The organism is Hydrogenovibrio sp. (assembly GCF_049975065.1).
GTDB lineage: Bacteria > Pseudomonadota > Gammaproteobacteria > Thiomicrospirales > Thiomicrospiraceae > Hydrogenovibrio.
Genome location: NZ_JBNGDN010000063.1, coordinates 1 through 12,022 on the forward strand (window position 1 = coordinate 1; position 12,022 = coordinate 12,022).

Genomic DNA, 12,022 nt, shown 5'->3' on the forward strand with positions numbered 1-12,022 from the left:
GTCCACCACTATAACGGTCGGTACCATTTGCGCGAGCAGAAGGCTGTCGAGCTGACTCAGCCAGTCGGCGTTTTCTTGCAACATCAACGGTGCGCCGCTATCGGTGTGCGATTGCTTGGTTCTGGCGACGGATACGGCGCTGCTGATGTGATCGATACGGTTGTTGAGACTGGTTTTTTTGCGTTGGAAAATTTGACTGGATTTAATGGTGGGGTCGAACAACTCCGGCATGGCGGAGGAGGCGGATTCGGATTTGCCTAAAAATAAAAAGCCGTCGGGCTTGAGGGCGAAGTGAAAGGTTTGCAGCACCTGTTTTTGCAATGCCAAGGAGAAGTAAATCATCACATTTCGGCAACTGATTAAATCCAGTTTGGAAAACGGTGGATCCATAACTAGGTTTTGGCGGGCAAAGACAACGTGATCGCGAATGCTTTTGTGTACCCAATAACGCTGGTCTTTTTCAAAGAAATATTGGCTGAGGGCGTCTTTGGGGACGTTTTTAATTTGCTGTTGGGAATACTGGCCACGGCGTCCCTGTGTCAACGCGAATTCGTCAATGTCGGAGGCGAAAATCTGAAAGTTGACCTCTTTGTGATGCTTGAGGCGAGCTTGCTGAAATAAAATGGCGATGGAGAAGGCTTCTTCGCCATTGGCGCAGCCGGGCACCCAGACGCGAATTTGTTCGCCGTCCTGATAGTCCATCACCAGCTTGTCAATGACGATTTTTAGGTCTTCGAACGCTTTGGGGTCGCGGAAAAAGTCGGTGACGGAAATTAGCATGTCCTTAAACAGGTTTTCAACTTCCTGACTGGAGGCGTTTAGCAGCGTTAGGTAGTCGTCCAGTGTCACTATTTTGTGAACCGCCATGCGACGGGCAATGCGTCGGTGAACGGTTTTGAGTTTGTAGCCGCTGAAGTCGTAGCCCGTTTGATCCAGCAGGCGTTGAAAGATTTTTTCCAGTGTGGAGGTTTTTTTATTGAGGTTCAGCTGCGTCAGGGTTTTTCCGGCGGAATCAATGTAGCCTTTGATTTCGGCGGCTATTTTGGACGGTGGCAGCGATAGATCCACGCAGCCGGTTTCCATGGCGGCGTTGGGCATGCCGGAATATTTGGCGCTGGCTTCGTCCTGCGCAATGACTAGGCCTGAGGCGGCTTTGATGGCGGTGACGCCCTGAGCGCCGTCCGAGCCGGTGCCGGATAAAATAATGGCGATGGTGTGTTCCGCCGTCTCTTCGGCCAGGCTTTCCAGTAATAGGTTAATCGAAGGTTTCGGGCCGATGACCGCCGCCGGGCTGAGTCGTATCCGCCCTTGCCTGACCACGGCATTGTGCCCGGGGGAAACGATGTAGATGTGCCCGACCTGCGGCGTGGTGTCCTGATCGACCAAATGTATGGGTAAATCGGTAATGCGCGCCAGCAGGTCTTTTAAAATGGTGGGGTGCTTTGGATCTAGGTGCTGTGCAATCAAGTAAATGGCCGATGTGTCGGGCGACAGCCCGCTCAGAAGCTCTTTTAACGCATCCAGCCCACCCGCAGAAGCGCCGATGGTCACCCAAAAAGGCTGGGATTCGGCGTTTGAATGGTCGTCGTTTTTTGAATCGGGTGGGTTCATACAAGAATCCTAAACATTCGAGTGAGCAGATGGTTTCAATCATCATATTATCAAAGCTTTCTGAAATTATCAGCTGCCATTTTAGCGATTTTTTGCATGGGAGGGGGCGGGTCACTGAGTTTCACCAGGCCTGGTGAAACGGCTTGAATTCAAAGTCGATAGAGTTTTTCAGTCGGTAAAGTGATGATTGATGTCGAGAAAGCGTTCAAAGTGATGGATAAATAAGTCGGTGAGTTTGGGGTCGAAGGCTTTGCCAGCTTCCTGCTGAATGTAGTCTTTCACCTCGTGATCGGGCCAGGCACTTTTATAGACTCGGTCGTGGCTGAGGGCATCAAAGACATCGGCAATGGCGCAGATGCGACCAGCGATGTGAATGTCCGTGCCTTTCAGGCCATTGGGATAGCCCTGGCCGTCATAGCGTTCGTGGTGTTGCTGGGCAATAATGGCGGCCATTTCCAGAATGGAGCGTTTGGAGTATTTGAGAATGTCGTAGCCGATCTGGCTGTGTGTTTTGATAATGTCTCTTTCCGCTTCGGTCAGTTTGCCGGGTTTGTTGAGGATGGCGTCGGGAATGGAGACTTTGCCAATATCGTGCAAGGGCGCGGCGCGGTAAATGAGGTCGGTGGTTTTGGCATCGACCCCCCGCAACTGCGCCAGCAGTCGGGCGACTTCGGCCACGCGCACGACGTGCATGCCAGTTTCGTGTGAGCGTTCGTCAATGGCCGCACTCATCATATAGATCACTTCTTTTTGGGTGGCTTCCAGCTCATCATTCAGAATCTGAATTTCCGACACCGCCTGATCCACTTTTTCTTCCAAGTGATTTTTGTAGTCGTTCAGCTCTAGGTGCGTGTGGACGCGCGCCAGCACTTCTTCATTAGCAAAGGGTTTAGTAATGTAGTCCACGCCTCCGGCACGGAAGGCATCGACCTTGCCTTCGGTTTCATTCATGGCGCTAATGAAGATAATCGGAATGCCGGCGGTTTTTGGGTCGGCTTTGAGGCGTTTGCAGACTTCAAACCCGTCCATTTGTGGCATTTTGATGTCCAGCAGAATCAGGTCGGGTTGTTTGGCTTGAATCGAGGCCAGTGCCATTTCGCCATTGATGGCTACGCGCACCGTGTAGTGCTCATCATTGAGGATATTGCTCAATAATTTCAGGTTGGCGGCAATGTCGTCCACCACTAATATTTCGCGCTTTAAAATGGGCACCATAGGGTTCCTTCTGGATCAGGTCGCGAATGCGACCCTTTGGCTATTGTAAGGTGTTATCGAAAAAAAGAAAACGCTATCCGTCTGTCGATTCTTAATTATCGCTTTGTGGTTGAGTGAGTTGGGTTAAAAGGTCAAAGCGGTAAGCGTCCACCAGTTGACGCAAGCCGTTGACCAGTGCCGCCTGCGACACGGGTAGCGTGTAAAGGGTGTCCAGCAAACGCTGTGTGTCACCGATCAGCGCGGCTTCATAAAGTGACTGGCGGGTGGTTTGCGGCAGTTGTGCGATGTCTTCGGTCGAAATTCGTACTTGATCCGAGTCGGCGAAATCGGTGCTGTCCTCGTCGGCATAGCGATAATGCAGCGGCAGGTGGCGCGCCATGCATTCGTAAAGCTCTTCCGGTCGATAGGGTTTGCGCACAAAGTCATCGGAACCCACATCCAGTTCCTCTTGGCGTTGGTCTTTAAACACGGAGGCCGTCAAAGCGACAATTTTCACTTGGTCGCCACCGGGCAGTTGACGAATGCGGCGAGTGGCTTCCAGACCGTCCATCACCGGCATGCGGCGATCCATCCAGATAAAGTGCGGTTGCCAGGTTTGAAACAGTTCAACGCCTTTGGCACCGTTGTCGGCGATTTTGACTTGGAAGCCGACCTGTTTCAGCACCTTCTGGATAAGCAGTTGGTTTTCAAGCTGATCTTCGACCACCAGTATACGCCATTCCGGTTCGCCGTCGGCCAGGCTGATGACGTGGCGTATCGTTTGATCGGTCTCGTTTGTCAGATCCACTTCGGTTTGGACGTGTTTGGCTTGGATGGTGAACGAAAAAACAGTGCCTTCACCGGGTTTGGACTGGACGTGGATGTCGCCGCCCATCATGTTGACAAATTGACGGGTGATGGCCAGTCCCAAGCCGGTGCCTTTTTGTGAGGTGGCGTTGGCGAGTTGTTCAAACGGCAGGAAAATGCGTTCAATGTCCGCCGGTGCAATGCCGGAGCCGCTGTCTTCGACTTCGAATTTGAGCGTGAGGTGGCAATCGGTTTCTTCCAGTGTGTCCAGCCGCAGGGTAATGCCGCCTTGTGCGGTGAATTTAATGGCATTGCTGAGCAGATTGATCAGGACTTGTCTGAGTTTCGGTGCGTCACCGTGAATCAGTCTCGGGAACTTAGAGGTTTGATCCACCAGCAGTTGCAAGCCTTTTTCCGAGGCGCGGATGGCCATCATGTCGGTGGTGTTGCGAATCAGTTCACCGAGGTCGAAATCTTCGTTGTCCAGCTGAATGTGACCGGCTTCGATTTTGGACATGTCCAAGACATCGTTGACCAGTTGCAGCAGATGTTCGCCGGAGTGGTTGATGATTTTCAGGTTGTCTTTTTCGTCTTCGGGAATGTCGGGGTTTTGCGTCATCAGGGTGGAAAACCCGAGAATGGCGTTTAACGGGGTGCGTAGTTCATGACTCATGTTGGCTAAAAAAGCACTTTTAGCCTGATTAGACGCTTCGGCTTTTTCTTTTTCCACCTGCAAGGCTTCGGTGCGTTCTTGGACGATATTTTCCAAGTTGTCATTGAGCGAGCGCATTTCTTTTTCCACTCGGATGCGTTCCTGAATGTCCTGCTTGAGGTCCTGTTGGGTTTGCTCTAATGTGGTTTGGTTTTGGTTGAGGGTGTCGAGCATGCGGTTGAACTCGCGTGAGAGTTGGGCCACTTCGGCCAGTCCGTGTTCATCGGCGCTGACCTGCTGTTCTCCGCTGCGCACACGCTTCATAGTGTTAATTAAGCGATAGAGTTGATTGGTGAGGTTGCGCGCCAGAAGATAGGCAATGAAGACGCTGACCACCAAGGCTAGAATGGCAAACAGCAGGCTGTTCTGTACGGCTTGGTCGATGCTGTTTTGGCGCTGGGTTTGGTCAGTGCGCAGCTCGACCCAACCGACCAGGTGTTGGCCGTTGAGAATGGGGCGCGCCATATCAATATAGCGATCGGTTTGACTGATGACCGTTGCCTTGTCGGATGGATTTTTTTGCGAAGCCAGCAGGCGTTTCAGGTAGTTAAGGCGTGTTGGGTCGGCAATGTATTGGCCGACTCGATTGGCGTCGGTGTGGGCAATGACTTTGCCATCCAGATTGAAAACGGCGGCGTAGATCAAGTCGTTATAGGCTTTGAAATTGGTAATGACCTCTTCCAAGCCAACATAGTCGTTGGCCATCACCCAGACTTTGCTGTTGGCGGCCAGCATTAGGGTGCGATCTCGACTTTCCTTTTGAGCTTCTTTGTGCAAGAACTGACTGTGATTTTGGATAGTGACATAGGCAAAGACACTGATGATGACAGTCAGAACCAGTGCGGTGCCGAACAGCAGTTGGTTGCGAATGCTGTTTTGCCAGGCCTGGTGAGAAGAGTTGCTTGGGTTCATGACGGTTCCTGGGGTTCAGCCTGAGAAGGCATTCGAATGGGGCGCACTTGCGTTTCAAATTCGTGAATGAATTGTTTGACCGGGTGATACGTCTCGTTGGTGGCCGGTTCGTATCGAGTCAGTTCCATAGCGGCCAGAATGGCTTGGCCTTCTTCGCTGTTTTGCAGGTGAAAAATCGCGTGGCTGACCTGTTGCAAAATCATGTCTGGCACGCTGTTTTTCACCACCAGCCCATTGTTCACCAGATGCGGCGTTTGCCATTTGATCATGACCTTTTTGGCCACTTCGGGGCGTTCCTTGATGAACGCCTGCCATGGTGGCGGCCAAGTAGCCGCCGCATCGGATTTGCCGAGATAGACGTTCATCATTGAGGATTCTTGGGAGCCGACGTAGCGATTGGTGATGTCTTGGTTGATGTCGAGACCGTGTTGATACAAATACCATTGCGGCATCATGGTGGCGGCCAGTGCAGTGGGGGCTGGGTAGCTGACCACTTTGCCCTTGAGATCCGGTACGGTGTCAATGTCGCTGTCTTTGCGCACCAGAATAATGCCTCGGAAGTTTTCATCATCGGCCATTTTGCCGAATACTCGGTAGCCGTGCTGTAGGGACACAACGGTTTGGTAAGGGTTGGGCAGGGCAAAGTCGAAATGGCCGTCAAACAGTTTGCGGTCGTAACTCGGGTAGTTGCGCGAGGCTTCGAGCCGTAGTTGTCCGCCTTTGAGACGGGTGTTGATGTAGTCGATCATGGGTTGGTAAACGTCAAACAGTCGCTTGGGATTGTGCAGCGGATGCACGCCGAATAGGTAAACGGTTTCATTGAGTGGCGGTTGGTTGGCGTAGCGCAACTCCGGTGGCGCCGAGGTGTCTTGGCAACCGGTGAGTAATGTGACGGTGCCCACCGCCAACAGTGCTCGTGTGGCGGTGCCGAGCCGACTCAGCGCGTTAGGATATTCAAATAAGATAATATTCTTATTTCCTTGTGGTAGGTAATGTTCTTTGTTGGTGAGACACTATAGCATTGACGCGCCTGCGTCTCAAGCGGTATGAGTGAGTGATGGGCGTAGAGGAATGGGCAAGACTTCAAGCATGGAATGGGGTGCTCGGCCTGTTGCGTTTGCGGTCACCGACGGCGGAGGAAGGTTGCGCCGTCTGCTGGGTTAAAACTGTTTGATGGTGGCGGTGACCACCCCCCAGATGTAAATGTCGGAGGTTTCTTTGATCGGAATGGGCGGGTAGCGGTCGTTTTCCGGCACCAGCCAGGTGCCGGTGGATTTGATGGACAGGCGTTTGACGGTCAGTTCACCGTCCAGCGCGGCGATGACCACTTTGCCGTCTTTTGGCTCCAAGCTGCGATCGACAATGAGAATGTCGCCGTCCTGAATGCCGGCTTTTTTCATGGAGTCGCCCTGAACCGTGAGCAGAAAGGTGCTGTTGCGGTTTTGAATGAGTTTGTCGTTCAGATCCAGCCGCGCTTCGACGTAGTCGTCGGCGGGGCTGGGAAAGCCGGCGACGACCTTGTGGCTGTAAAGCGGCAGGGGAACTTTGCTGCCGGTGTCGGGAAACTGCACCTTCAGTTTGTCGCCTGCGAGGGCTTGCGCCTCTTGCAAGGCTTGCAGGTCGAGTGAATCGGTGTTGTTGTCGTTGGCGTGTTCGTCACGCTCGGCTTGTTCCGACAGCCAGTGTTTGATGACGGCGACCTTGGATTCGGGTACGCGAATGACTTTGGTGGTTTCACCGAATTTACCGGAGCCTTTTTTACGTCCGGCGCCTTTGCGTGCGCCGCCGACTTTTTGGGCGGCCGGTGTTTTGGTGGATTTACGGTTCGATTCATTATTCGATTCACGGCTCATAGCGTCACTCGATTTTTATTTGAAAGTTGTTACAAAAATTATATGATAGAAAAAGGTCGGTTGAAAGCGTTTTTTGCCTTCTTGAATTCAAACTTTGAGCTGCGGTTTGAATGGCGGCGGGCAAGACGGTGGTGTTGAAAGGATGGGTATGGCGGTATTTGCATTGGTGGATGGAAACAGTTTTTACGCTTCTTGTCAGGTGGCGTTTGACCCGTCTTTGCGACAGCGACCGGTGGTGGTGTTGTCGAACAACGACGGCTGCATTGTCGCGGCGAATGATCGTGCCAAGGGGGTGGATGAACAACTGAAACAGGCGCACCAGACCTTTGGTCAGGGCGGTTATCAGGCGGCACGGCCGGAAAGTCTGATGTATCAGCCGTATTTTAAGGTGAAGCCGTTTTTGGATGACATGGGTGCGGCGGTGTTCAGCTCCAATTATGAGTTGTACGCCGATATGTCCAATCGAATGCACGCTATTCTAGGCACCTTTTCCAACCGTCAGGAAATTTATTCGATTGATGAGAGTTTTCTGGAATTGTCGCAGGTGGCGCATCTGGACTTGACCGCTTATGGCCAGGAGATCAAACGCACCGTTCGACAGTGTTTGGGGTTGCCGGTGGCGGTGGGCATTGCGCCTTCCCGCACTTTGGCGAAGCTGGCGAATCACTTGGCGAAAAAGGTGGCGGGCTATGACGGAGTGTTGGATTTAACCGTTCTGGCACCGACCACGCTGGAAGCTTTGCTTGAAACCGTGCCGGTGGATAAGGTCTGGGGCATTGGTCGGCGTTTGTCGCCACAGTTGCGCGAGCTGGGCGTTGAAACCGCCTGTGATTTGAAACGCTGCGATGTGAAATGGGTGCGGTCGCGATTTTCGGTGACGGTGGCGCGGATTGTGCGGGAGCTGAATGGCGAATCCTGCTTGGATGCGGCGGAGATGCCGGATGGTCAGCGGCAGATTATCTCGTCACGTTCGTTTGGTCGGCCGCTGACACAGCTGGCACCCATGCAGGAGGCGGTGTCGTCTTATGCCGCGCGGGCGGCGGAAAAGCTGCGTCAGCAAGGGCGGGTGTGTCAGGCGGTGACGGTGTCGGTGCGTTCCAGTCCGTTTGCATCGAAACACGCTTTTTACCAGGCCTCGCATACGGTGCCGCTGATTTACCCGTCCGATCATACGGTGTTGTTGGTGAAGCAAGCCAAGCGCGCGCTCAAGCGCATCTGGCGCGTCGGCGTGGCGTATCAGAAAGCCACGGTGGTGTTGTCAGGCGTGGCGGCGAAAGGCGCGGTGCAGTTGGACTGTTTTGCGCCGGAGCCGCGTTATTCACCCAATGAACGCGCCGAGCGGTTGATGGCGGTGATGGATCAGCTGAACCAGACCTGGGGGCGTGGTACGGTGCAGCTGGCCTCGGCGGGGATGCAAAATGGCCAGGCCTGGCGAATGCGACGAGAACGGATGTCGCCGCGTTACACCACCCGCTGGGATGAGTTGCCGGTGGTGTCGTGAGCGATTAATAAAAATCATAGTCGTGTCCAAAAAAATTGATGGGGTTTATCGCGTAAAAATTCAAAATATTGAGCAGTTTTCAGTATGATAGAAGGCTGATATAAGCGATTTATGAATCGCTTTGATCCCCGAAGGGAAATTTTCGGGTTATATTTGAACGTTACACGTTTTTATCGTTAAGCACTGGAAAAGTTAATGGAAGAACTTTTTATCGGTCGTCAACCGATTTTGGATCGACACCATCAGGTATATGGTTATGAACTGCTGTTTCGCAACGGTTATCACCCGATGAGGGCGCAGTTTGATTGCGACCAAGACGCCACCGCCACGGTGGTGCATAACGCCATGATGGGCTTTTCGCTGGATGAATTGGTGGGGGACGCCAAGGCGTTTATTAATTTTTCTGAAGCCTTTTTTGATCCCGATATGGAGCCGTGCTTTTCATCGCATCGCGTGGTGTGTGAGGTGTTGGAAACGGTGCCGGTGAATGACACCACTGTGGCCGGGATTCGTAATTTAAAAGAACAGGGGTTTCAGATTGCCTTGGACGATTTTGTGTTCAAGGCCGAATTTATTCCGTTTATTCGGCTGGCCGATATTATCAAGATTGACATTGAGGGCATGAAGCCTGAAAAAATTCCGCTGCTGGTGCAGAAAATTCGCCACATCGCCAAGGTGAAAATTCTGGCGGAACGTGTGGAAACCCGTGCCATTTACGATGTGTGTCGTTTGGCGGGGTGTGATTATTTTCAAGGGCACTATTTTGCCAGGCCTGAGGTGGTGTCCAGTGCCAAACTGTCGGTGTCAAAAGGGCATTTATTGTTGCTGCTGCGGCGCTTGGCACAGGAGAATATCCCCCTAGAGGCTTTGGAAGAGGTGGTGCGTCAGGATGTCGGGTTAATGCATAAGTTGATTAAGCTGGCATCGCAAAATCGCACGGTCGGTATGCCCGAATTTGAAACCCTGCACCAAGTGCTGACGTTTTTCGGCTTGCGCCGCGTGCAATCCTGGGCGAGCATGATTTCCATGAGTTTACTGGACGATGTGGTGCCTGAAGTCTTCAATATCGCCCGTACCCGAGCGATTTTCATGCGCTTGTGTGCCGAGCACGAAAAACTGGAAAATCCGGATTCCTATTACCTGGCCGGGATGTTCTCATTATTGGATGTGATTTTGAAAAAACCGTTGCTGGAATTGTTGGAGGCTTTATCTTTGAACCGGAAAATCGTCAATGGCATTCTCCGGGAGGAGGGTGAGCACGGACGTATGTTGCAGATGGTGAAGTCGTTTGAGCAGTCGCGTTCCGAATCCCTCGATCAAGTGTATCGCCATCTCTATGTTCGCGCCTTAAAAGAAAGCCATAACGCCGAAGCATTGCTATGAAAGCACGATTGAAGCCCTTGTTATAAAAAGCCGATTCTCGGATCACCTTCATTATTCCGACCTATTTCATTCTCGTCGTGGTTTTCGCGGTCGTGGCCGCCACTGCTCAGGAATGGGTTTTGTCTTTGTGGTTGTCGTCTTTTGCCGCCATGATTTTATTGTTCGGATTTCATATCTTCCAAAACGGATTGACCTGGATTGGCAAGGGGATGATGTTGGTCACCAATGCCTTGTTTATCGGGTTTCTTGTGGTGCATGGCGGGCATGGGCATTCGGGGTATTTCTGGGTTTTTCCATTGCTGGTGGCGACCATCCAAGTGATGGGGGCAACACTCGGCGTTTTGTTTGCGGTCTTGCTTCTGGGGATGGTTTGGCAGCTGGATGCGCTCGGCTGGACGGATATCGCTTTGTCGAGCCGTTTCTATTTTGCCGCGCTGGGCTTGGTGTTGATTACCGGAGTGCATGAGTTTACGTTGGAACGCCATCGAAAAGAGTTGTCACGTCAGGTGAAGGATAAACAGCGCGAAAGCTGTCTCGACCCTTTAACCCGGGTGGGTAACCGGCGTTTGATTGATGAAGAATTGGCCACGATTTATACGCGAGAGTCTGCGGGCACATCCATCGGCCTTTTGATGGTAGATTTGGATAATTTCAAACAAATCAACGATGCTTTGGGACATCATGCAGGCGATGAAATGTTGAAGACAATCGCCAGTCATTTATCGGAAAGTGTGCGGCCGTCCGATGCGGTCGCGCGCTGGGGCGGCGACGATTTCGTAGTCCTGTTGCATCCTATTCGTCAAGATGAGCTGGAGGCGGTCGCCAAGCCTATTCAACAATCGATCGTTCAGGATGAACGTTTGACCAGTTTTGATTTGAGCGTCAGCATGGGCGGCGCCTTGACATCGTCGGATTACCGCGCTTTATTGAAAGTGGCCGATGAAAACCTGATTGAAATGAAAAACCACACCAAGAACGATTACAAAATCACGCGCGTCTAAGTATTTCCTTATATCTGTATAATTTATAGGGTTATCTGTCATATTTATTTCATAAAGATGTCATTTTCCAGAAATGACCTAGTCATATTTGCTCTCTAAAATTTGAGTCACCACTTGGTGGTTCAATAAAAAATTATGCTTAGGAGCAATGCAACATGAAATTTAAGACTTTGACTATGGCGATTGCAACGGTAATCGCTTCTTCAGCTGTCCTGACTGGGTGCGGCGGGGATGGTTCGGATGGTTCCGACGGAACCGCCGGTAAGGACGCTAATGCTTCCACCGTAAAGTTTGCTTCCATCGCCCCGGCGGTGACCGAAGCAGAGCAAAACTCAATCCGTGCGACCCGCAGCGTTAAAGTGGCTGGTGAAGATCAAGCCATCAACTACCACACGCTCATCAAAACCGGCGATGTCGACAACGGTGAAACCTATGGGGTGGTGAAAGATTACAAGGATGACGTAATCCTGGATACGGATGGTTCCGCTTACTTATGTAACGGTACGGATACTGGGAAAGGTTCCGGGTTGGATCATTTTTCATTCTTGCAGAAAAACGGTAAGGTTTACATGGTTTCTCAATTTGAGTGCGGGCCGGGAACCATGTACATGAATGAATTAGAGCAATCTGCAGATGGTCAAATGACGGTTAAGCCGAACAGCTTGCAATTTATCAGCCAGAAGGATGAATTTGGTGGTTGGGTGCATTGTGCCGGTATGACCACGCCGTGGAATTCGCACTTGGGCTCGGAAGAGTATCCGGCGGATGCCAATCCTTCCGCCAGTTATCCTTATACTGAGAACGGCTACTATAATGAAGTGACGAACATGTACTGGGGCGGGAAGGCTGCGAAGAATAACCCTTATTATTATGGTTGGACGCCGGAAGTGACTGTCGGTAACGATGGAACGCCGAATTACACCAAACATTACAGCATGGGGCGCTTTGCGCATGAGCTGGCCTACGTGATGCCGGACAAAAAAACCGTTTATTTGTCGGATGACGGCACTAACGTTGGATTGTTCATGTTTGTGGCCGATACGGCGGA

Annotated in this window: 9 protein-coding genes; 4 read left to right on the forward strand and 5 right to left on the reverse strand. The window is 51.8% G+C overall.

Annotated elements, in window-relative coordinates:
• The 5 genes from ACP5D0_RS07820 to ACP5D0_RS07840 all read right to left on the reverse strand — a co-directional run.
• Window positions 1–1,611: CheR family methyltransferase (locus ACP5D0_RS07820; RefSeq protein WP_472365107.1), on the reverse strand; the 1,611-nt coding region annotated here is incomplete at its 3' end.
• Between the two features lie 168 nt (window positions 1,612–1,779).
• Window positions 1,780–2,826, reverse strand: a complete 1,047-nt coding sequence (locus ACP5D0_RS07825; RefSeq protein ID WP_472365108.1) for a response regulator — start codon at window positions 2,824–2,826, stop codon at window positions 1,780–1,782.
• Window positions 2,827–2,917: 91 nt separating this feature from the next.
• Window positions 2,918–5,236: an ATP-binding protein gene (locus tag ACP5D0_RS07830; RefSeq protein ID WP_472365109.1), complete on the reverse strand. Its 2,319-nt coding sequence runs from the start codon at window positions 5,234–5,236 to the stop codon at window positions 2,918–2,920.
• Window positions 5,233–6,138 carry a phosphate/phosphite/phosphonate ABC transporter substrate-binding protein gene (locus ACP5D0_RS07835; RefSeq protein WP_472365115.1) on the reverse strand — a complete coding sequence of 302 codons (906 nt, stop codon included), beginning with the start codon at window positions 6,136–6,138 and terminating at the stop codon, window positions 5,233–5,235. The genes ACP5D0_RS07830 and ACP5D0_RS07835 overlap by 4 nt, the downstream gene beginning before the upstream one ends.
• Before the next feature lie 258 nt (window positions 6,139–6,396).
• A complete protein-coding gene (locus ACP5D0_RS07840) occupies window positions 6,397–7,089 on the reverse strand; it encodes a LexA family protein (protein WP_472365110.1) in 693 nt (230 codons plus the stop codon).
• Window positions 7,090–7,237: 148 nt separating this feature from the next.
• Here ACP5D0_RS07840 and ACP5D0_RS07845 point away from each other — a divergent pair, with 148 nt between their 5' ends.
• From ACP5D0_RS07845 to ACP5D0_RS07860, 4 genes are all read left to right on the forward strand, one after another.
• On the forward strand, window positions 7,238–8,590 hold the full coding sequence (locus tag ACP5D0_RS07845) for a Y-family DNA polymerase (protein ID WP_472365111.1): 1,353 nt from the start codon (window positions 7,238–7,240) through the stop codon (window positions 8,588–8,590).
• Window positions 8,591–8,785: 195 nt separating this feature from the next.
• Window positions 8,786–9,973 (forward strand): EAL and HDOD domain-containing protein, encoded by a 1,188-nt coding sequence (locus tag ACP5D0_RS07850; RefSeq protein ID WP_472365112.1) that lies wholly within the window; start codon window positions 8,786–8,788, stop codon window positions 9,971–9,973.
• Window positions 9,974–10,092: 119 nt separating this feature from the next.
• Window positions 10,093–10,974 carry a GGDEF domain-containing protein gene (locus ACP5D0_RS07855; protein ID WP_472365113.1) on the forward strand — a complete coding sequence of 294 codons (882 nt, stop codon included), beginning with the start codon at window positions 10,093–10,095 and terminating at the stop codon, window positions 10,972–10,974.
• A 155-nt stretch (window positions 10,975–11,129) separates the two neighbouring features.
• On the forward strand, window positions 11,130–12,022 hold an 893-nt coding region (locus tag ACP5D0_RS07860; protein ID WP_472365114.1), incomplete at its 3' end, for an alkaline phosphatase PhoX.